Raw genomic sequence first — 20,710 nt, 5'->3', positions numbered from 1 at the left:
CGGCCATTCCGTAACGTCACATACAGCAACGAGGCCGTACCGGTCCGTCACTCCTGATCACGCCTCCCCCTTCCCCGAGGAGCCCCTGTGTCCGCCTTCGCCCGCCCGCACCTGACCCTGCTCACCGACGACGCCCACGCGCCGGCCGCGGCGCCCGCGTACGACGCCTCCCCGTGGACGGACCCGTCCCCCGTGGACGACGCCTCGTGGCGGCTCGAGGCGCTCTGCGCGGAGACCGACCCGGAGGCGTTCTTCCCGGAGAAGGGCGGCTCGACCCGGGACGCCAAGCGGGTCTGCACCGGCTGCACCGTGCGCGCGCAGTGCCTGGAGTTCGCGCTGGCCAACGACGAGCGCTTCGGCATCTGGGGCGGCCTGTCCGAGCGCGAGCGCCGCCGGATCCGCCTGCGGCAGCGCACCGACCTCAGCGCCTGACCCGCCTGCCCGACGGGCCGGCCCCGCGCCGCGGGAACCGGCAGGCACCGGCCGTGTGGATGACCCGCGGAGCCCGGGAGGCGGCCGACCGCACCCGGCCGACCCCACGCGGACGTCGTCCCACCGCGGCACGCCGGTCGTCCTGGCCGGCGGCGACGGGATGGTCCTGCGGGTCGGCCACCGTCGCCGACCGGAGGTCCCGTGTCCGGCGCGGCCCCGCCGCAGCGGAGGGCAACGGAGTAGCGTCGTCCCTCGGACCGAGGAGGCCCCATCGCCGGACACCGTGGACGCTGCGCCGACGCCCATCTCGGCTGCCCCTGCCGGGGCGACCAGTCGATCCACGAGGAACGTTCCCGCGACATCGTCGAGGCCCGCAGCCGGTCGGCCGAGCCCGTCGAGTGCCCGGAGTGCGGCTCGCCGACGACACCGCTGGCCCTCGTCGCGTGGGGCAACTGCCGGGCCTGCCGCACGGCGCAGTCCCGGGTGACCGACCCCCTCCGGTGGTGACCGGCCGGCGCCCGGCCCCGGATCTCAGCCGGGGAGCACCTTGCCGGGGTTCATCAGCCCGGCCGGGTCGACCAGCTGCTTGACCCCGCGCATCAACTCCAGCTCCAGGGCGCTCTTGTAGTCGCCGATGACGTCCCGCTTGCCCTGGCCGAGCCCGTGCTCGGCGCTGATGCTGCCGTCGAAGGCGGCGGTGGAGTCGTACACGATGCGGCTGAGGACGTCGGCCCGCGACCGGAACTCCCCGGCGTCGCCGCCCACCGGCCCGCTCAGGTTGTAGTGCAGGTTGCCGTCGCCGACGTGGCCGTAGGTCACCGTGCGGACGCCGGGCAGCGCCTGCTGCAGCGCCCGGTCGGTGGCCGCCACGAAGGGCGGGATCGCGCTGACCGGCACGGTGACGTCGTGCTTGAGGCTCGGGCCCTCGTGGTTCTGCGCCTCCGAGATGCCCTCGCGCAGCGCCCACAGGGCGGCGACCTGCGCCGAGCCCGAGGCGATCACCGCGTCGGCCACCACGCCGCGCTCGACGGCGTCGGCCAGCACCGCCTCGACCACCGCGCCGAGGCCGGCGTCGGGCAGCGTGTCGCTCAGCTCGACCAGCGCGTACCAGGGGTGTGCCCCGCCGAACGGGTCGCGCGCGCCGACCGCGTGCCGCAGCACGAACTCCACGCTCTGCCGCGACATGAGCTCGAAGGCGGTCAGCCGGTCGCCGGCCAGCTCCCGGACGACGCCGATCAGGTCGACGGCGGCCTGCGGGTCCGGCAGCGCGACCCACGCCGTCGCCCGGCTGCGGACGGCGGGGAACAGCCTGAGCACCGCGGCGGTGATCACGCCGAGCGTCCCCTCGGCGCCGATGAACAGCTGCTTGAGGTCGTAGCCGGTGTTGTCCTTGCGCAGGGCGCGCAGCCCGTCCCACACCCGGCCGTCGGGCAGCACGACCTCCAGCCCCAGGGTCAGGTCGCGCATCGAGCCGTACCGCAGCACGCCGGTGCCGCCGGCGTTGGTGGCCAGGTTGCCGCCGATCGTGCAGCTGCCCTCGGCGCCCAGGGACAGCGGGAACAGCCGGCCGGCGGCCGCGGCGGCGTCCTGCAGCTCCCGCAGCACGACCCCGGCCTCCACGGTCACGGTCTGGTTGGCCGCGTCGAGGTCCCGGATCCGCCGCATCCGGGTCAGCGAGAGCACCACCTGCCGGCCGGAGGCGTCCGGCACCGCGCCGCCGCACAGCCCGGTGTTGCCGCCCTGCGGGACGACGGCGACGCCGGCCTCCCGGCACAGCGCGACGACGGCGGCGACCTCCTCGGTGCTCCCGGGGCGGACGACGGCCGCGGCGCTGCCCGAGTACGCGCCCCGCCAGTCGGTGGTGAACCCGGCCGGGTCGTCGACGATCCCGGCGGGGCCGACGACGTCGCGCAGCCGGGCGGCGAGGTCGGCGGTCACGGCGCGACCGCCGGGCGCACCGGTGCCAGCCCCAGCACCCGGCGGGCGCGCGCCAGCTCCTCCGGCGTCCCCGGGGGCACGAGCCCGCCGAGTCGCGCGGCCGAGCCGGGGAAGCACGTCTCGAGCACCTCGAGCATCGTCGCGACGGCGGTCGACGCCCCCGGCGAGGCACCGAGCAGGGCGGCCAGCGACCCGCCCGCGGAGGTGACGACCTCCGTGCCGAAGCCGACCAGCGTGCCGCGCCCCTCGGTCTCCTTGAGCACCTGCACCCGCTGGCCGGCGGTCACCAGGGTCCAGTCCTCGTCGCGCGCCGTCGGGACGAACCGGCGCAGCGCCGCCATCCGGGACGCGGGGCGGGCGGTGACCTGGCCGACGAGGTGGGCGATCAGGGACCGGTTGTCCCGCGCCGAGGCCAGCAGCACGGGCAGGTTCCCGGGCCGGACCGACCTCGCCAGGTCGCCGAGCCGGCCGCGGGTGAGGAAGCGGGGCGAGAACGCCGCGAACGGGCCGAACAGCAGCGACTCGCGCCCGTCGACGACCCGCAGGTCCAGGTGCGGGACGGAGATCGGCGGGGCCCCGGGCTCGGCGTGGCCGTAGACCTTGGCGCGGTGCGCGGCCACCAGCTGGGGGCGGTCGGTGCGCAGGAAGCGGCCGCTGATCGGGAACGCGCCGTACCGGCGGACCTCCGGCACGCGGGCCGACTGCAGCAGCGGCAGCGTCCCGCCGCCGGCGCCGACGAAGACCCACCGCGCGCGCACCCGCCGGCGCTCCCCCGTCGCCCGGTCCCGCACCGCCAGCTCCCAGCGCCCACCCCGCCGCCGGAGGGAGGTGACCTCGGCGCGCAGCCGCACCTCGCCGCCGCGCTCGCGCAGCGCCGCCAGCAGCTGCCGGGTGAGGACGCCGAAGTCGACGTCGGTGCCCTGCGCGGCCCGGGTGGCCGCGATGGGCTCGTCGCCGGTCCGGCCGTCGAACACCAGCGGCAGCCAGGAGGCGAGGACGCCGGGGTCGTCGCTGTACTCCAGGTCGGCGAACAACGGGTGCCCGCGCAGCGCCTCGAACCGGGCCCGCAGGTACGCCACGCCGTCCGCGCCGCGCCCCAGGCCGAGGTGCGGCACCGGGCGGACGAACGCCCCGGGCGGGCCGAGCACGCCCCGCTCGACGAGCCGCGCCCAGAACACCAGCGAGGCGGCGAACTGCTCGGCGATGCGGACCGCGCCGGTCGCGTCGACGGTGCCGTCGGGTCGCCGCGGGGTGTAGTTGAACTCGCAGAGCCCGGCGTGGCCCGTCCCGGCGTTGTTCCAGGCGGCCGAGCTCTCGCACCCCGCCTCGTCGAGCCGCTCGAGGACGGCGATCCGCCGGTCCGGCTGCGCCTCCGCGAGCAGCACGCCCAGCGTCGCGCTCATCACGCCGCCGCCCACGAGGACGGCGTCCCACTCCTCGACCGGCACGGCGCCCACGCTAGGAACGGCGCCGATGCCTGTCCAAGACCGCTGCGGCATGACGCGATGCTCCACGAGCATGGGCGCGCCGATGAGTCCGCCGGGCGCCGGACGTCACTGCTCGGACGGAAGGGCGTCCGCAGCGGGCGGGCCGACGAGAGGGGCATCCGGATGACGAGGACCGGCGACGACGTGGAGCGGCGGGTCAGCCGCGAGCGGGACCGGCTGCTCGCCGTGCTGGAGGGGCTCGACGACGCCGGGTGGCGGACACCCAGCCTGTGCGCCGGCTGGACGGTGCGCGACCTCGTCGTCCACCTGCTCATGCCCTACGAGCTCTCGGTGCCCCGGTTCCTCGTCCTGATGGCGCGCTCCGGGTTCCGCTTCGACCGGGCCGCGGACCGCTGGGCCCGGCGCGACCGCCGCTCCCCCGCGGAGGTCGTGGCGGCGCTGCGCGACACCGAGCACCGCACCTTCGAGGCCGGGCCCGGGGCGCCGGTGGAGGCCCCGCTGAGCCACCTGGTGATCCACGCCCAGGACGTCTACCGGCCGCTCGGCGTCCCGTCGCCGACCGATCCGGACGACGCCGGGATCGCGCTCGGCTCGCTGACCGGCCGTCGCGCCCTCGCCGCCGCCCTGCTGGACGGGCTCGCCTTCACGGCCACCGACACCGACTGGCGGTACGGCAGCGGCGCGGCGGTCTCCGGACCGGCCACCGCCCTGCTCTCCACGCTGGCCGGCCGCCCGGCGGCGCTGGACGACCTCACGGGTGACGGGGTGCCCGAGGTCCGCGCGCGTCTCGAGCCCGCCGCCTCGGCGTGAGCGATCAGCCGAGCAGCAGGGCGATCCCGACCAGCACCGGGACCGAGAGCACGGTGCTCAGCAGGACGACGTCCCGGGCGAGCAGCGTGCCGCGGTCGTAGGTGGAGGCGTACACGAAGACGTTCTGCGCCGTCGGCAGCGCGGAGGTGACCGTGACCGCGAGCAGCGCGACCCCGTCGAGGCCGGCTCCCCAGCGGCCGAGGGCGTAGGCCAGCGCGGGCTGCGCGAGCGTCTTGAGCGCCACCGCCAGCCCCACCGGGCCCGCGCCCTCGCCCGACGCCGGCCGCGGCGCACCGTGCAGGCTCATCCCGTAGGCCAGCAGGGCGGCGGGCACGGCCAGCCCGGCGGTGAGCTCGACCGGCTCGAGCACGATCGACGGGAGCTGCACGCCGGTCGCCGCGATGAGCACGCCCAGGCCGCAGCCGAGGACGACCGGCGTGGTCAGCGGCTGGGTGAGCACCCGCCAGCGGGACCGCGGCTGCGTGCGGGAGCCGGCCAGCACGGCCAGGCCCAGCGGCGCCAGCACCAGCACCTGGAACAGCAGGACGGGGGCCACGAAGGAGGCGTCGCCGAGCACGTACACCGAGATGGGGACGCCGAGGTTGCCGGCGTTGACGTAGGACGACGCCAGCCCGCCGGCGGTCAGCTCGGCCGGCCGCAGCCGCCACCGCCAGCGCGCCAGCCCGGCGAAGAGCAGCGCGCACAGCACCGCGCTGCCGGCGGTGGCGACGAGCGCGGGCGACACCAGCACCCCGGGGTCGGCGTCGGCGAGGGTGAGCAGCAGCAGCGCCGGCGTCGCCACGACGTAGGACAGCTTCGACAGCACGGCCGCGGCGTCCCGGCCGAGGGTGCCGGTGCGGGCGACCAGCCAGCCGACGGCGATGACCGCGGTGAGGGCGGCGAAGCCACCCACCACCCCGTTCACGCGGCGATCGCGTCCCCGACCGCGCGGACCAGCCGGGGCAGCGCCTCCGGCGGGGCCTGCGGGAGGAACAGGTTCGGCTCGGTGAGCTCGACCTCCAGCACCACCGGCCGGCCGGCGGCGTCGGCGACCAGGTCGATCCGTGCGTAGAGCAGCGGGGCGGAGCCTGGCACGAGCGCGGGGACGGCGTCGACCACCGCCTGCGCGACCGCCAGCTCCTCCGGCGTCGCGAGAGCCGGCCGCACCCCGCTGCGACCGTCGCGGTCCTGGCGCACGCCCTCGCCGCGGCCCAGCATCGGGGGCTTGCGCGCGGCGTGCGAGAACTCCCCGCCGAGGAAGAGCAGCGCCGTCTCCCCGGCATCGTCCACGCTGGCCTGGTAGGGCTGCACCATCGCCGTCCGGCCGGCGGCGGTCAGCTGCGCGACGTGCGCCGTCACGTCGGCGGGGTCGGTCCAGCGCGCGGTGTCCCGGGAGCCGGCCGACACCGACGGCTTGACCACCCACTCCCCTGCGTCCGGCAGCTCGGCGGCGCCCGCCGGGTCCCACACGGTGGGGACGACGGGCAGGCCGGCGCGCTCGACGTCGCGCAGGTGCGCCTTGTCGGTGTTCCAGCGCAGCACCGCGGCGTCGTTGCGCAGCCGCGGGACGGCGCCGGCCCACGCCAGGAACTCCTCCCGCCGCTCGGCGTAGTCCCAGCAGGAGCGGACGACGGCCAGGTCGAAGCCCGCCCAGTCCACCGCCGGGTCGTCCCAGCGGACGCAGTCGACGGCGACCCCGGCCGCCCGCAGCGCCGGCGCGGCGAGCGGGAGGTCGGGGTCGACGCGCAGGCCCCGCTCGGAGCTGACCAGGGCGACCCGGGTCGTCACCGGGGCAGCTCCAGGACCCCGTCGATCCGGCGCGGGATGCCGCGGTGGTCGTCGGTGAGCTCGGCCGGGAGCACCTCCTGCGGGGCGCCCTGCCAGGTGACCGGGCGCAGGAAACGGCGGATCGCCGTGGTGCCGACCGAGGTGTGCTGGGAGTTCGTCGACGGCCACGGGCCACCGTGGTGCTGGGCCCAGGAGACGGCCACGCCCGTGGGGTAGGCGTCGTAGACCAGCCGGCCGGCCCGCGTGCGCAGCTCCTGGGAGACCGCCAGCGGCAGCTCGGTCTCCCCGGCGCCGCGCAGCACGGTGGCGGTCAGCGACGACGGCATCCGGTCCAGCGCGGCGAACAGCTCGGCCTCGCCGTCGTAGCGGGCGACCACCGACACCGGCCCGAAGCACTCCTCGGTCACCTGCTCCGGCAGGTCGCCGGCGGTCGTCTGCAGCAGCCGCGGCACGGCCTGGAAGCCCCGGCCCGAGGGGTCCCCGCCGCGGGCGACCTCCTCGACGCCGGGCGCCCCGGCCAGGCCGTCGGAGATGCGACCGTAGGAGGCGGCGATGCCCTCGTTCAGGAGCACCGGGGCGGCGGTGCCGCGCACGGCCTCGGCCATGGCGTCGACGACGGCGTCCCCCTCGGGTCCCGCCGGCACGAACGCCAGGCCCGGCTTGGTGCAGAACTGGCCGCCGCCCAGGGTGAAGGAGCCCACCAGCTCGGTGCCGATCGTCGTCCCGCGCTCGGCGGCGGCCGTCGGGGTGACGACCACCGGGTTGAGGCTGGACAGCTCGCCGAAGAACGGCACCGGGTCCGGACGCCGCTCGATGATCTCCAGCAGGGCGCGGCCGCCGTTCACCGAGCCGGTGAAGCCGACGGCGCGGATCGCCGGGTGGGCCACGAGGTCGGCGCCGCCCTGCAGGCCGTGCACGATGCCCAGCGTGCCGTCGGGCGCGCCGGCCTTGCGGGCGGCGGCGTCCAGGACGTCGAACACCAGCTGCGAGGTCGCCGGGTGCGACCCGTGCGCCTTGACGACGACGGGGCAGCCGGCCGCGAGCGCCGAGGCGGTGTCGCCGCCGGGCACGGAGAAGGCGAGGGGGAAGTTGCTGGCGCCGAAGACCGCGACCGGGCCGATCGGGACCAGCATCCGGCGCAGGTCCGGGCGCGGGCCCATCGGGGTGTCGCCGGCGTGGTCGATCGCCGCCTCGAGGTAGCTGCCCTCGTCGAGCACCTCGGCGAACAGCCGCAGCTGGTAGCAGGTGCGGGTGAGCTCGCCGTTCAGCCGGGTCGGGCCGAGGGCGGTCTCCCGGTCGGCGACGGCGACCACGTCGTCCCGCCGGGCCTCCAGGGCGTCGGCGAGGACGCGCAGCAGCGCCGCCCGCCCGGCCCGGCCGAGGGCGTCCAGGCCGGGGGCCGCGGCGAGCGCGGCCGTGCAGAGCCGGTCCACCTCCGCGGGAGTCGTCTCCTGGGCGACGACCTCGACGGCCTCGCCGGTGCGGGGGTCGGTGCTCACGACGTCGGACACGGGTGCCTCCAGTGCTGTGGTGCGGGTGGTCAGCGGATCGCGCCGACGGTGACGCGGTCGACCGTCCAGGCGCGGGCCTGGTCGCTGAGGGTGATGCCCAGCCCCGGCCGGTCGGAGATGTACATGCGCCCGTCGCGGGTCTCCAGGCGCTCGTTGAACAGCGGGTGCAGCCAGTCGAAGTGCTCCACCCACGGCTCGCGAGGGTAGGCCGCCGCCAGGTGGGCGTGGATCTCCATCGCGAAGTGCGGGGCCAGCTGCAGGTTCGCGACGTCGGCGAGGGTGGCGAGCTTGAGGAACTGGGTGATGCCGCCGATGCGCGGGGCGTCGGGCTGGATGATGTCCACCGCGCCGTGCCGGATCAGCTCGGCGTGCTCGGCGACGCTGGTCAGCATCTCCCCGGTGGCGACGGCGGTGTCCAGCGAGCGGGCGAGCTGGGCGTGGCCCTCGGCGTCGTAGGCGTCGAGCGGCTCCTCGATCCAGACCAGGTCGAGCTCCTCCAGCCGCCGGCTCACCCGCATGGCGGTCGGGCGGTCCCACTGCTGGTTGGCGTCGACCATGAGCGGCACGGCGTCGCCGATGTGCTCGCGGACGGCGCGCACCCGGCGCAGGTCCTCGGCCGAGTCGGGCAGCCCGACCTTGATCTTGATGCCGCCGATGCCCTGCTCGAGCGTGCGGGTGGCGTTGTCCTGGACCTGCTCGATCGACTCGTGCAGGAAGCCGCCGGAGGTGTTGTAGCAGCGCACCGAGTCGCGGTGGGCGCCCAGCAGCTTGGCCAGGGGCAGGCCGGCGCGCTTGGCCTTGAGGTCCCACAGCGCGACGTCGATCGCGGCGATGGCCTGGGTGGAGGCGCCGCTGCGGCCCACCGAGGCGCCGGCCCAGACCAGCTTGGTCCACAGCCGGCCGATGTCGCTGGGGTCCTCGCCGATGAGGTCGGGCGCGACCTCGGCCGCGTGGGCGAACTGGGCCGGGCCGCCGGCCCGCTTCGAGTAGCTGAACCCGACGCCCTCGTGCCCGTCCTCGGTGGTGACCTCGGCGAACAGGAAGGCGACCTCGGTCATCGGGCGCTGGCGTCCGGTGAAGACCTTGGCGTCGCTGATCGGGGTGGGCAGCGGCAGGGTGACCGAGGACAGGGTCACCGACTCGATCCGGTCGAGGATGGCGGGCGCGGCGGCCGGGGGCGCAGCGGGCAGGGTCGTCATGGGAGCTCCGATCGGGGTCAGCGGACGAGGCAGGGGCGCTTGGGGTCGAACGCCCAGCCGGGGACGAGGTACTGCATCGCGACGGCGTCGTCCCGCGCACCGAGGCCGTGCTCCCGGTACAGCTCGTGCGCCGCGGCGAGGGCGTCCGGGTCCAGCTCGACGCCCAGGCCGGGGGTGGGCGGGACGGCGATCGCGCCGTCCCGGATCTGCAGCGGCTCGCGGGTCAGCGCCTGCCCGTCCTGCCAGATCCAGTGCGTGTCCAGCGCGGTGATCTCGCCCGGCGCCGCGGCGCCGACGTGGGTGAACATCGCCAGCGACACGTCGAAGTGGTTGTTCGAGTGCGAGCCCCAGGTCAGCCCGAAGTCGGCGCACAGCTGGGCGACGCGGACCGAACCGCGCATGGTCCAGAAGTGCGGGTCGGCCAGCGGGATGTCGACGGCGTTCGAGCGGACGGCGTGCGCCATCTGCCGCCAGTCGGTGGCGACCATGTTGGTCGCGGTGGGCAGGCCGGTGGCCCGGCGGAACTCGGCCATGACCTCGCGGCCTGAGTAGCCGCCCTCGGCACCGACCGGGTCCTCGGCGTAGGCGAGCACGCCGTGCAGGTCGCGGCAGAGCTCGATCGCCTCGGCCAGCAGCCAGCCGCCGTTGGGGTCGAGGGTGACGCGGGCGTCGGGGAACCGCTGCGCCAGCGCGCGGACGGCGGCGACCTCCTCCTCGCCGGCCAGCACGCCGCCCTTGAGCTTGAAGTCGGTGAACCCGTAGCGGGCCTGCGCGGCCTCGGCCAGCGCGACGACCGCCTCGGGGGTCAGCGCCGGCTCGCGGCGCAGCCGCTCCCAGTCGTCGGCCGGGTCGGCCTCGGCCCGGTAGGGCAGGTCGGTGGCCGACCGGTCGCCGACGTAGAACAGGTAGCCGAGCATCGGCACGCTGTCGCGCTGCTGGCCCTCGCCCAGCAGCTCGGCCACGGGCACGCCGAGGTGCTGGCCCAGCAGGTCCAGCAGCGCGGACTCCAGCGCGGTGACCGCGTGGATCGTCGTCCGCAGGTCGAAGGTCTGCAGGCCGCGGCCGCCGGCGTCCCGGTCGGCGAAGGCAGCCGCCACCTGCCGCAGCAGCCGGCCGTACTGCGCGACCGGCTGGCCGGTGAGCAGGTCGCCGGCGTCGGCGATGGTGCGGCGGATGGCCTCGCCGCCGGGGACCTCACCGACGCCCTGCCGACCCTCGCTGTCGGTGACGATCGCGATGTTGCGGGTGAAGAAGGGACCGTGGGCGCCGCTGAGGTTGAGCAGCATGCTGTCGTGTCCGGCGACGGGCACCACCTCGACGCGGGCCACGGTGGGGGTGCGGGCGGTCATGGCGTCCTCTCGGGTCCGGGGGCGAGGCTCAGGCGACCTTGTCCACCAGGGCGGTGAGCTCGGCGAGCTCGGCGTCGGTCAGGTCCGACAGCGGGGGGCGGACGCGGCCGCCGTCACGCCCGACCGCCGTCAGGCCGGCCTTGACGATGGAGACCGCGTAGCCGCGGGCCCGGTCGCGGATGTCCAGGTACGGGATCACGAAGTCGTTGAGCATCTGGTAGACGGCGGTGCGGTCCTGGGCGCGCACGGCGGCGTAGAAGCGCAGCGCGAACTCGGGCAGGAAGTTGTAGAGCGCCGAGGAGTACGTGGTCACGCCGAGCTGCAGCAGGGGCAGGGCGAAGGTCTCCGCGGTGGGCAGCCCGCCGACGTAGATCAGCCGGTCGCCGACCCGGGCGTAGGTGCGGGTCATCTGCTCGATGTCGCCCACCCCGTCCTTGAGGCCGATCAGGTTCGGGTTGCGGTCGGCGACCTCGGCCACGGTCGCGTCGGTGAGCACCGCGTTGGCGCGGCTGTAGACGATGACGCCGAGGTCGGTGGACCGGCAGACGGCGCTGATGTGCTCGGCGAGGCCCTTCTGGCTGGCCTCGGTGAGGTACGGCGGGAACAGCAGCAGGCCCGACGCGCCAGCGGCCTGCGCGGCCTGCGCCTGGGCGATGGAGACGGCCGTGCCACCGGTGGCCGGCGCGAGGACCGGGACCCGCCCGGCCACCTCGTCGACGGCGACGCGGACGACGCGGTCGATCTCCTCCGGGGTCAGCGAGAAGCCCTCGCCGGTGCCGCCCGCGGCGAACAGGCCGGCCACGTCGAACCCCGCCTGCCAGGCCAGGTGCTCGCGGTACCGGGCCTCGTCGAACTGCAGGTCGGCGTCGAAGTGGGTCACCGGGAAGGAGAGCAGGCCGGACTTCAGCCGGTCAGCGAGGGCGTCCGGGGGCAACAGCGTCACGGGTATCGCGTCCTTGGGTCCGACGGGTCCGCGCCGGGGTCGAGAAGGGGCGCGGGCTGTGGTCGCGGCCACCGTAGGAAGACCGGTCGATGCACGTCCAATCGTCTTTGCGCATCGCGCGATGCTCGACGGGTATCAGGTCCGGCCGACCCGCCGCTCCAGCACCGCGAGCGCCCGCCACAGCGCCGGGTTCTTCGAGTCCTTGGCCCACAGCAGGTGCAGCTCGACCGGCTCGGGCACCGCCGTCTCCAGGCGGACGAACCCCACGCCCTCGATCGGCAGCCGCGCCGCGGACCCGGGCACGAAGGCCACGCCGCGGCCGGCCGCCACCAGCCACAGCATGGTGAGCACCTGGCTCACGGTGTGCACCGTGTTCTCCGCGGCGATCGGCGCGACCCCGGCGACCAGGTCGTAGAAGTACTTCGCCTTGGTGGGCGAGTGCATGACGACCGGCGTGGACGCCAGGTCCGCGGCCCGCACCGGCCGGCCCAGCTCCAGCAGCCGGTGCCCCACGGGGGCGGCGACGAGCAGCGCCTCGCGGTGCAGCAGCCGGTGCCCGAAGGCCTCCTCGTCGAAGGGCGGACGCCCCAGCCCCAGGTCGACCTCCTCGTTGAGCAGCCCGGCGACCTGCTCGCGGGTCACCATCTCGGCGAGGTCGACGTCGACGTTGGGCAGCTCCTGAGCCAGGTCGTTGAGCAGCTCCCCGAGGATCCCGTAGGTCGAGGCGGCGGTGAAACCGATCCGGACCACGCCGCTGGCCCCAGACGACACCCGGCGGGCGAGCTCGGGGGCGGAGTCGGCCAGGCCGAGCAGGCGCCGCGCCTCCACGAGGAAGACCTGCCCCGCGGCGGTCAGCGTCACCCGGCGGTTGTCCCGCTCGAGCAACTGGGCGCCGACGACACGCTCCAGCTTCTGGATCTGCCGGCTCAGCGGCGGTTGGGTCATCCTCAGCCGGGCGGCCGCCCGGCCGAAGTGCAGCTCGTCGGCGACGGCGACGAACCCGCGGAGCTGCTCCAGCGTGAAGGCCATGCCCCCAAGGTATCAATCGATGCCTCAATGGATTTGGACAGGCATGAGCCGGGCTTCCTAGGCTCGCCGACGACCAGGCGTCCGTGACGCCACTCACACCGCTCGCGGCCCGGCCACGGCTGCTCTCCGAGGAGAACTCTCATGACCACGAACAACCGCGCGCGCCGGTGGACGACGGCCGGTGCCGGCCTCGCCCTGGCCCTGTCGCTCGCCGCCTGCGGCGGCAACGTCGGCGGGGGCAGCGCCGCCGAGGAGGGCGGGTTCCCGGGCGACGAGCCGATCACCGTCCTCGTCGGCCAGGACCCCGGTGGCAGCACGGACCTCATCGCCCGCGCGCTGGCCGACGAGGTCTCCGACGACCTCGGCGTCCCGGTGACCGTGGAGAACCGGCCCGGCGCCAACGGCGCGCTCGCCGCCCAGGAGCTGGCCAGCGCCGAGCCCGACGGCCACACCCTGATGGTCTACAACGGCAGCCTGGCCTACATCACGCCGCTGGCCGTCGCCGAGGGCGAGGCGCCCGACATCGCCGACTACGAGATCGTCACCGGCATCAGCCAGGACGACTACGTGCTGGTGACCGCGCCGTCCTCCGGCTTCACGACGGTGGAGGACCTCGCCAACGCCGGCCGCCCGGTCACGTTCGGGACGACGGGTGTCGGCACGGGCAGCCAGCTGTCCCAGGAGCTGCTCTTCGCGCAGGCCGGCATCGAGGCCACCGCGGTGCCCTTCGACGGCGGCTCCCCCACCCTGACCGCGGTCCTCGGCGGCCAGGTCGACGTCGCCTCCATCCAGCTGGGCGAGGCCATCGAGCAGATCGAGGCCGGCGAGCTGACCCCGATCGTCACCTTCGCCGAGGAGCGGGTGAGCTACCTGCCCGACACCCCGACCGCCGTCGAGGCCGGTTACGACGTCCCGGTGCAGCAGTCCCGCGCCGTCTTCGCGCCGAAGGGCACGCCCGAGGACGTCATCGAGACCCTGCAGGCGTCGTTCCAGACCGCCTTCGAGTCCGAGGCCTACCAGCAGTTCAACCAGGACAACCAGCTCACCCCGAACGAGGTCGACGGCGAGGAGGTCCGCGAGACCTGGACGTCGAACCTCGAGGACTACCGCAGCGTCGTCGAGGAGTACTCGATCGACCTCGGTTCGGAGCAGTGACCTCGCCCTCAGGCGGGACGCACGTCCCCGAGCGCCCCGGCGGCCACACGGCCGCCGGGGCCTCCCCGGAGAGCGCACCGCCGCCCCCGGCCGGGTCCGCCGACCACGGGTTCGACCTCGAGGAGGCCATCCACCAGGTGGAGGCCGAGGAGCACGAGGGCCGCCCGCCGGCCGCCGGGACCCTGGGCAACGTCGTCGTCGCCGCCGTCGTCGTCGCCCTCGGCGCCGCGGCCGTCCTCGGCTCGCTCCCCCTCGACGTCGGCAGCGCCGCCGCCCCGGAGGCCGGCACCTGGCCGCTCCTGATCAGCGTGGTCATCGTCGTGCTCGGCCTGGGGCTGCTGGCCGTCGTCCGGCGGACCACCGACGCCGAGCGCTTCGGCCGCACCAGCCTGCTGGTGCTCGCGGGCCTGGCGACGATGGTCGTCTTCGTCGCCGTCCTCCCGGTCATCGGCTTCGAGATCCCCGCGGCGCTGCTGGCCTTCGTCTGGCTCCGCTTCCTCGGGCACGAGGGCTGGCGCACCTCGATCATCACGAGCCTCGCCGTGGTGGTCGCCTTCTACCTCATCTTCGTGGCGGCCCTGTCGGTCCCCATCCCGCACCTGTTCTAGGAGACGCCGTGGACTTCGCCCCGGTGCTCGACGGCTTCGGCGTCGTGCTCGAGCCGACCAACCTGCTCTACTGCCTCATCGGCGTCGTCGTCGGCATGCTGGTCGGCGTGCTGCCCGGCCTGGGCCCGGCGGCGACCATCGCGATCCTGCTGCCCATCACCATCGGCATCGAGCCGGTGACGGCGATCATCATGCTCGCCGGCATCTTCTACGGCGCCCAGTACGGCGGCACGATCACCTCGGTGCTGCTGCGGCTGCCCGGCGAGGCGTCCTCGGTCGTCACCGTCTTCGACGGCCACGCCCTCGCCCGCAACGGCCGCGCCGGCACGGCGCTGGGCATCGCCGCGGTGGGCTCGTTCATCGGCGGCACCGTGTCGATCGTCGCGCTGTCGTTCGTCGCCCCGCTGGTGGCCGGTTTCGCCCTGGACTTCGGCCCGCCCGAGTACACGGCCCTGGCGCTGCTGGGCATCCTCCTGGTCGCCACCGTCAGCAGCGGCGACCGGCTCAAGGCGGTGATCGCCGCCTGCCTCGGCCTGCTGCTCGCCACGGTCGGCCGCGACGGGTTCACCGGCGCCGAGCGGTTCACCTTCGACAACCTCTCGCTCGCCGACGGCCTGGACTTCGTGCCGATCGCGATGGGCCTCTTCGGCCTGGGCGAGATCCTCTACAACCTGGAGGAGCGGCACCGGACGGTGCACGCCCCGGCGACGGTGGCCAACGTCTGGCCGTCCGGGAAGGACCTCAAGCAGTCCTCCGGCGCCATCGGCCGCGGCTCCGTGCTCGGCTTCTTCCTCGGGATCCTGCCCGGTGGCGGTGCGACCCTGGCCTCGCTGGCGTCCTACGCGCTGGAGAAGCGCCGGTCCAAGACCCCGGAGCGCTTCGGCAGGGGCGCCGTCGAGGGCGTGGCCGCCCCCGAGTCGGCGAACAACGCCGCGGCGACGTCGTCCTTCATCCCGCTGCTGACCCTCGGCATCCCGGCCAACGCCACGATGGCGGTCATCTTCGGCGCGCTGCTGATCCAGGGCGTGAGCCCGGGCCCGCAGCTGGTCGACCAGGAGCCCGAGCTGTTCTGGGGCGTGGTCAACTCGATGTACATCGGCAACATCCTGTTGCTGATCATGAGCATCCCGCTGGTGGGTCTGTTCGTGAAGATCCTGCGGGTGCGCGCCACGATCCTGGCGCCGATCACCGTGCTGATCACGCTCATCGGCGTCTACACGGTCAACAACGACGTCTTCGACATCGGCCTGGTGATCGTCTTCGGCGCCCTGGGCTACCTGATGAAGAAGCTCGGTTTCGACCCCGGCCCGCTGGTGCTCGCCTTCGTCCTCGGCTCGCTGCTCGAGGACTCCCTGCGCCGCTCGCTGCTGCTCTTCGGCGGCGACCCGACCGGCTTCCTCACCCGTCCCATCTCCGGGACGCTGCTCGTCCTCTTCCTCGTCGTGGCCCTGCTCCCGGCGATCCAGGCCCTCACCCGCCGCCGGCGGAGCACCGACCGCCACACCCCCAAGGAGCTCGTGTGACCGTCCTCGTCGCCTACGTCCCCACGCCCGAGGGGGACGCCGCCTTCGCCGCGGCCGTCGAGGAGGCCGGGCGCCGGCACTCCCGGCTGGTCCTGCTCAACACCCCGCGCGAGGGCGCGCCGGTCAGCGCCGCCATGGCCGGCGAGGACGCCGTCCGGGACCTCGTCGCCCGGGCGTCGGCCGCCGGCGTCGACGTCGAGGTGCACCAGGAGGCGCACGCCGGCGACGTCGCCGGCGAGGTGGTGCGCGTCGCCGGCGCGGTCGACGCCGCGGTGATCGTCATCGGCCTGCGCAAGCGCTCGCCGGTCGGCAAGCTGCTCATGGGCAGCACCGCCCAGCGGATCCTGCTCGACGCCGACCGACCGGTGCTCGCCGTCAAGCCCTGACGCGTCGGGGTCCTCGGCCCGGCACCGGGCGCCCCGGTGTCAGGCCGACGGGCCGGGACCGGTGAGTGCGGCCAGCACCGCCGGGTAGACCTCCTCGGCGACCGTCCGCAGTTCGGCGTCCGTGCGGTCCTGCACCGGGTGCGGCACCAGCACGTGCGGCGCCGGGAAGCCCAGCGCCGCCCCCTGCACCCGCGCGGCGTCGGCGAAGGCGGCACTGGCGAGGAAGACCCCCACCACGCCCCGGCGCTCCAGGTCGGCGATGTCGTGCACACTGCACGACGTGCACGAGCCCTAGTCGGCCAGCGCCTCGATCACCACCTCGCACTGCTCGGTGATCTCGTGCCGCAGGTCCACGGGTGCGGGTCGGGCGAACGTGGGCTTGCGGTAGCGGCGCACCGTCACGCCGTCCTCCTGCAGCAGCTCCGCCAGGCGGTCCAGGACGACGTCCCCGCGGGCCTTGCTGATGTCGAGCAGGCCCACCGTGCGGCCCCGCAGCGACGCCGGGCGCGGCAGCGGCGCCCGGGTCGGCGCCCGCCGCTCACCCGTCGGATCGAGGACCGTCCTCACGCCCGCACCTCCCGTGTCACCGGAGCACTCCCCGTCTCGCCGGCGACCCAGCCCCCGACGATCGCGCTGAACAGACCGGCCTCGCCGCCGGCGTGGACCACCAGCAGGCCACCGGGCCGGAACTTCGGCACCTCGGCGGCGGTCCCGGGCGGCAGGCCCTCGGCCATGCCGCCGGCCCCCCGCAGCAGCTCGCCGGCCGGCAGCCGCAGCAGCCCGTCGAGCTCGGCCAGCAGGCGGGCGCGGTCCCAGCCCGCCTCGCGGAAGACGCGGCCGTGCTCCGGGGAGACGACGAGCAGCGCGTCGAAGGCCAGCGGCAGCTTCGGGTGCGCGTTGACCCGCAGGCAGGCCGCGAAGCTGCGGGCGAGCGACTCCGGATCCCGGCTGAGCTGGTCGACCACGGGCTGCACGCCGGACCCGGCGACGACGGTGACCGCGTCCCCGGGCACCCCGCGGTCGGCCGCCAGCGGCGCGAACGGGCTGTCCTGCTCGCGCTCGGCGAAGCAGAAGGTGTACTTGCCCGGGTTGCCGAGGGTGGCCCGGTCCACCTCACCGGGACGGCCACCACCGACGTTGCGCACGACCAGCTGCAGCGCCCGGCCGATCGTGGCGTTCGCGCGGTTGCCCTGCCCGAGGGCGTTGACCCCGCTGTTCATCCCGATCCGTCCGGCGACCGGCCCGTTGACGACCACCACCGGGCCGGCGAAGTAGGTGGTCGCCAGCAGCCCGTGCAGCGCGAACTCCTCCGCGGACGCCGCCTCCAGGGCCGCCAGGACGACCGGCAGGTGCTCGGGCAGGCAGCCGGCCATCACCGCGTTGACGGCGACCTTCTCGACGGTGCACGGCACGAGGTCCGGCGGGACGACGGCGACGACCTCGCCGGGGTCCCGGGTCGTGCCGCGCAGCATGCGCAGCACCCGCTCCGGCGTCGGCGGGACGACGGGCAGCCCGTCGGTCCAGCCACGGTCGAACAGCGCCTCGTGCTCGTCCTCCAGGTCGGCCAGCTCCACCCGGCGGCTGGCCAGCCCGTCGCCGTACCGCGCCTCGAGCGCGTCGACCCGCGACGGGTCGACCGACAGCGACCCGCAGCCCGGCCGGTGCTCGGGCAGCCCCTCCCCCAGGCCGGCGACGCCGGTGAGGAGCTCCCACTGCTCGCGGCTCCAGCCGACCGCCCGCGCCGTCTCCGCGCCACCCTCCACCCGCAGCAGGGTCGGGACGGTCTCGATCCCGAGGCGGTAGGAGAACCCCAGCTCGGTGTCGTCGTGGTCGAACCAGGCGGGGTCGTCCTGGCACCACACCGCGGCCCCGAGCCCGCGCAGCACCGGTTCCACCAGCACGCAGGTCGGGCAGTCCCGCTTGACGACGGCGACCAGGCCGTCGGGCAGCTGCACGGGGCGACCCTAGCCCGGCGCGCACCCGGGCACCCGGTGGCGCGCGCCCACCCGTGGTGCCGCACCCCGGCGCGGCAGGACACTGGGCCGGCACGGGGACCGCCTGCGAGGGAGGCCGGCGATGGCCGAGCGCACCACGTGTCTGGTCGTCGGCGGCGGCCCCGCCGGCATGGTGCTGGGCCTGCTCCTGGCCCGGGCCGGCATCGAGGTGACGGTGCTGGAGAAGCACGCCGACTTCCTCCGCGACTTCCGCGGCGACACCGTGCACCCCTCGACGCTGCAGCTGCTCGACGAGCTGGGCCTGGCCGAGGAGTTCGACCGGCTGCCGCACACGAAGGTCGAGCGGGTCGTCATCCCCACGGCCGACGGGGACACGGTCACCCTCGGGGACTTCCGCCGGCTGCACGTCCCCTACCCCTACATCGCCATGACGCCGCAGTGGGACCTGCTGGACCTGCTCGCCGACGCCGGCCGGCGCGAGCCGACGTCCACGCTGCGGATGTCGACCGAGATGACCGGCCTCCTGCGCGAGGGCGACCGGGTCGCCGGGGTGCGCTACCGCACCGCGGACGGCGCGACCGGCGAGATCCGCGCCGACCTGACCGTGGCCTGCGACGGCCGGCACTCGCTCGCGCGGCGGCAGGCGGGGTTGCGGCCGAAGGAGTTCCCCGTCCCCATCGACGCCTGGTGGTTCCGGGTCCCCCGCCTGCCGGACGACCGCCCCTCCGCCCTGGCCCCGCACGCGGCGCCCGGCCGGTTCGCCGTGGTCATCCCGCGCGAGACGTTCCTGCAGGTCGCCTACATCGGCCGCAAGGGCACCGACGCGCAGCTGCGGGCCCGCGGCATCGAGGCGTTCCGCGCCGACGTCGCCGACCTCATCCCGGAGTTCCGGGACCGGGTGGACGCGCTGCGATCGATGGACGACGTCAAGCACCTCGACGTGCGGGTCGACCGGCTGGTGCAGTGGCACGTCGACGGCCTGCTCTGCATCGGCGACGCCGCGCACGCGATGTCGCCGGTCGGCGGTGTCGGCATCAACCTCGCCGTCCAGGACGCCGTGGCCGCCGCGACCCTGCTGGCCGAGCCGCTCCGGGCGGGCACCGTGAGCCCCGCGGACCTGGCCGCCGTGCGCGCCCGCCGGATCCTGCCGACCGTGGCCGTGCAGACCCTCCAGCGGGCGCTGCACCGCGGCTTCGTGGGGCCACTCGTCGAGGGACGGCGGGCCGGCCCACCCAAGCCGGTGCTCGCGCTCGTGCAGCGGTTCCCCCAGCTGTCCGTCGTCCCGGCCTACCTGATCGGCGTGGGGCTGCGGCCGGAGCACGCGCCGGCGTTCGCCCGCCGGACCCCGGCGCCGTCCTGACACCCCGGGACCTCCGCACCTGGCGCCCCCCGCGCACCCCCGACAGCCTCGGACGATGGACCTCGCTGCCCGGGTCGTCCCGCTCGACGCGGCCTTCTTCGCCGATCCGCACGCCCTCTACTCCCGGCTGCGCGTCGAGGAGCCCGTCGCGCGGGCGGTGACCCCGGTCGGACTCCCGGTCTGGCTGGTGACCCGCTACGACGACGTCCGGCAGGCGCTGACCGACCCGCGGCTGGCCAAGGACGCCGACGGGTTCGCCCGGACGCTGGAGACCAAGCCGCTGCCGCCGGGGGCCCGGGCGGTCTTCGCCCAGGAGCTCAACCGGCACATGCTCAGCACCGACCCGCCCGACCACACCCGGCTGCGCAAGCTGGTCAGCCGGGCCTTCACGGTGCGCGCCATCGCCGCCCTGCGCCCCCAGGTGGAGGCGATCGCCGGGCGGCTCGCCGACCGGATGGCCGCCGGCCCGGCGGAGGTCGACCTGCTCGACGCCTTCGCCTTCCCGCTGCCGATGGGCGTCATCTGCGAGCTGCTGGGCGTGCCCGAGGGCGAGCGGACGTCGTTCCGCCGCTGGTCGAACACGCTGCTCACCTCCGACGGCGCGGTCGAGGAGCGCACCGCGGCCGGGATGTCGATGGCCGTGTACCTGACCGACCTCGTGGCGCAGAAGCGGGCCCGCCCGGCCGAGGACGTGCTGTCGGCGATCGTCGCCGCCTCCGAGGACGCCGACCGGCTCTCGCCCGACGAGACGGTGTCGATGGCCTTCCTGCTGCTGGTGGCCGGCCACGAGACGACGGTGAACCTCATCGGCAACGGCGTGCTGGCGCTGCTGCGCCGACCCGACCGGCTCGCCGAGCTGCGCGCCGACCCCGGCCTGGTGCCCGCCGCGGTCGAGGAGTTCCTGCGCCTGGACGGCCCGGTCAACCTGGCCACGTTCCGGCACACCACCGCGCCGGTCGAGGTCGGCGGCACCACAATCCCGGCCGGCGAGGTCGTGCTGGTGTCCCTGGCGTCGGCCAACCGCGACCCGGAGCACTACGCGCACCCCGACGAGCTGGACCTGCACCGCGACACCGGCCACCTGGCCTTCGGGCACGGCATCCACCACTGCCTCGGCGCCCCGCTGGCCCGGCTGGAGGGCGAGGTCGCGTTCCGCACGCTGCTCGGCCGCTTCCCCGACCTGGCCCTCGCCGTCGACCCCGCCGAGCTGACCTGGCGGCAGAGCATCCTCATGCGCGGCCTGACCCGCCTCCCGGTCCGGCTGCGCTGACCACCG

The 20,710-nt window shown here is 75.3% G+C and carries 18 protein-coding genes and 1 pseudogene; 8 read left to right on the top strand and 11 right to left on the bottom strand.

The window, feature by feature from the left end:
• Positions 1-87: 87 nt before the first annotated feature.
• A complete protein-coding gene (locus tag ACI78Z_RS00720) occupies positions 88-432 on the top strand; it encodes a WhiB family transcriptional regulator (RefSeq protein ID WP_457034590.1) in 345 nt (114 codons plus the stop codon).
• A 531-nt stretch (positions 433-963) separates the two neighbouring features.
• Here ACI78Z_RS00720 and ACI78Z_RS00715 read toward each other — a convergent pair.
• Complete coding sequence (locus tag ACI78Z_RS00715) at positions 964-2,370, bottom strand: FAD-binding oxidoreductase (RefSeq protein ID WP_457034589.1); 1,407 nt, start codon at positions 2,368-2,370, stop codon at positions 964-966.
• Positions 2,367-3,818, bottom strand: a complete 1,452-nt coding sequence (gene mqo, locus ACI78Z_RS00710; RefSeq protein ID WP_457034588.1) for a malate dehydrogenase (quinone) — start codon at positions 3,816-3,818, stop codon at positions 2,367-2,369. Before mqo ends, ACI78Z_RS00715 begins: the two co-directional genes overlap by 4 nt.
• A gap of 162 nt (positions 3,819-3,980) precedes the next feature.
• On the opposite strand from mqo, the gene ACI78Z_RS00705 reads away from it, so the two are divergent.
• Complete coding sequence (locus tag ACI78Z_RS00705; RefSeq protein WP_457034587.1) at positions 3,981-4,628, top strand: maleylpyruvate isomerase family mycothiol-dependent enzyme; 648 nt, start codon at positions 3,981-3,983, stop codon at positions 4,626-4,628.
• A 4-nt stretch (positions 4,629-4,632) separates the two neighbouring features.
• Here ACI78Z_RS00705 and ACI78Z_RS00700 read toward each other — a convergent pair whose 3' ends face one another.
• The 7 genes from ACI78Z_RS00700 to ACI78Z_RS00670 form a co-directional block, all read right to left on the bottom strand.
• Positions 4,633-5,553: an AEC family transporter gene (locus tag ACI78Z_RS00700; protein ID WP_457034586.1), complete on the bottom strand. Its 921-nt coding sequence runs from the start codon at positions 5,551-5,553 to the stop codon at positions 4,633-4,635.
• Positions 5,550-6,416 carry an ATP-grasp domain-containing protein gene (locus tag ACI78Z_RS00695; protein WP_457034585.1) on the bottom strand — a complete coding sequence of 289 codons (867 nt, stop codon included), beginning with the start codon at positions 6,414-6,416 and terminating at the stop codon, positions 5,550-5,552. Before ACI78Z_RS00695 ends, ACI78Z_RS00700 begins: the two co-directional genes overlap by 4 nt.
• Complete coding sequence (locus ACI78Z_RS00690) at positions 6,413-7,927, bottom strand: aldehyde dehydrogenase (NADP(+)) (RefSeq protein ID WP_457034584.1); 1,515 nt, start codon at positions 7,925-7,927, stop codon at positions 6,413-6,415. Before ACI78Z_RS00690 ends, ACI78Z_RS00695 begins: the two co-directional genes overlap by 4 nt.
• 29 nt (positions 7,928-7,956) lie before the next feature.
• The gene (locus ACI78Z_RS00685) at positions 7,957-9,126 is read right to left on the bottom strand and encodes an L-talarate/galactarate dehydratase (protein WP_457034583.1); all 1,170 of its coding nucleotides are present in this window, start codon (positions 9,124-9,126) and stop codon (positions 7,957-7,959) included.
• A gap of 17 nt (positions 9,127-9,143) precedes the next feature.
• The gene (locus tag ACI78Z_RS00680; RefSeq protein WP_457034582.1) at positions 9,144-10,475 is read right to left on the bottom strand and encodes an enolase C-terminal domain-like protein; all 1,332 of its coding nucleotides are present in this window, start codon (positions 10,473-10,475) and stop codon (positions 9,144-9,146) included.
• A 28-nt stretch (positions 10,476-10,503) separates the two neighbouring features.
• On the bottom strand, positions 10,504-11,418 hold the full coding sequence (gene kdgD / locus ACI78Z_RS00675; RefSeq protein WP_457034581.1) for a 5-dehydro-4-deoxyglucarate dehydratase: 915 nt from the start codon (positions 11,416-11,418) through the stop codon (positions 10,504-10,506).
• A gap of 135 nt (positions 11,419-11,553) precedes the next feature.
• Positions 11,554-12,447: a LysR substrate-binding domain-containing protein gene (locus ACI78Z_RS00670; RefSeq protein WP_457034580.1), complete on the bottom strand. Its 894-nt coding sequence runs from the start codon at positions 12,445-12,447 to the stop codon at positions 11,554-11,556.
• A 141-nt stretch (positions 12,448-12,588) separates the two neighbouring features.
• On the opposite strand from ACI78Z_RS00670, the gene ACI78Z_RS00665 reads away from it, so the two are divergent.
• The 4 genes from ACI78Z_RS00665 to ACI78Z_RS00650 are packed head-to-tail and all read left to right on the top strand — an operon-like array spanning position 12,589 to position 16,119.
• Positions 12,589-13,602 (top strand): tripartite tricarboxylate transporter substrate binding protein, encoded by a 1,014-nt coding sequence (locus ACI78Z_RS00665; protein WP_457034579.1) that lies wholly within the window; start codon positions 12,589-12,591, stop codon positions 13,600-13,602.
• Positions 13,599-14,210: a tripartite tricarboxylate transporter TctB family protein gene (locus ACI78Z_RS00660; RefSeq protein WP_457034578.1), complete on the top strand. Its 612-nt coding sequence runs from the start codon at positions 13,599-13,601 to the stop codon at positions 14,208-14,210. The genes ACI78Z_RS00665 and ACI78Z_RS00660 overlap by 4 nt, the downstream gene beginning before the upstream one ends.
• A gap of 8 nt (positions 14,211-14,218) precedes the next feature.
• Positions 14,219-15,733: a tripartite tricarboxylate transporter permease gene (locus tag ACI78Z_RS00655; protein ID WP_457034577.1), complete on the top strand. Its 1,515-nt coding sequence runs from the start codon at positions 14,219-14,221 to the stop codon at positions 15,731-15,733.
• Positions 15,730-16,119 (top strand): universal stress protein, encoded by a 390-nt coding sequence (locus tag ACI78Z_RS00650; protein ID WP_457034576.1) that lies wholly within the window; start codon positions 15,730-15,732, stop codon positions 16,117-16,119. The genes ACI78Z_RS00655 and ACI78Z_RS00650 overlap by 4 nt, the downstream gene beginning before the upstream one ends.
• A gap of 39 nt (positions 16,120-16,158) precedes the next feature.
• Here the strand turns inward: ACI78Z_RS00650 and ACI78Z_RS00645 are convergent.
• Positions 16,159-16,686, bottom strand: a pseudogene (locus ACI78Z_RS00645) (UGSC family (seleno)protein).
• Positions 16,683-18,074: a thioredoxin family protein gene (locus ACI78Z_RS00640; protein WP_457034575.1), complete on the bottom strand. Its 1,392-nt coding sequence runs from the start codon at positions 18,072-18,074 to the stop codon at positions 16,683-16,685. Before ACI78Z_RS00640 ends, ACI78Z_RS00645 begins: the two are co-directional and overlap by 4 nt.
• A 121-nt stretch (positions 18,075-18,195) precedes the next feature.
• Between ACI78Z_RS00640 and ACI78Z_RS00635 the strand changes: the two genes are divergently transcribed.
• Both ACI78Z_RS00635 and ACI78Z_RS00630 read left to right on the top strand, forming a co-directional pair.
• On the top strand, positions 18,196-19,434 hold the full coding sequence (locus tag ACI78Z_RS00635) for an FAD-dependent oxidoreductase (protein WP_457034574.1): 1,239 nt from the start codon (positions 18,196-18,198) through the stop codon (positions 19,432-19,434).
• 55 nt (positions 19,435-19,489) lie between these two features.
• On the top strand, positions 19,490-20,704 hold the full coding sequence (locus ACI78Z_RS00630; protein ID WP_457034573.1) for a cytochrome P450 family protein: 1,215 nt from the start codon (positions 19,490-19,492) through the stop codon (positions 20,702-20,704).
• The last annotated feature ends 6 nt before the right edge of the window (positions 20,705-20,710 follow it).

It is taken from the genome of Geodermatophilus sp. SYSU D01176, from assembly GCF_054050015.1.
This window is presented reverse-complemented; position numbering and strand designations above follow the sequence as displayed.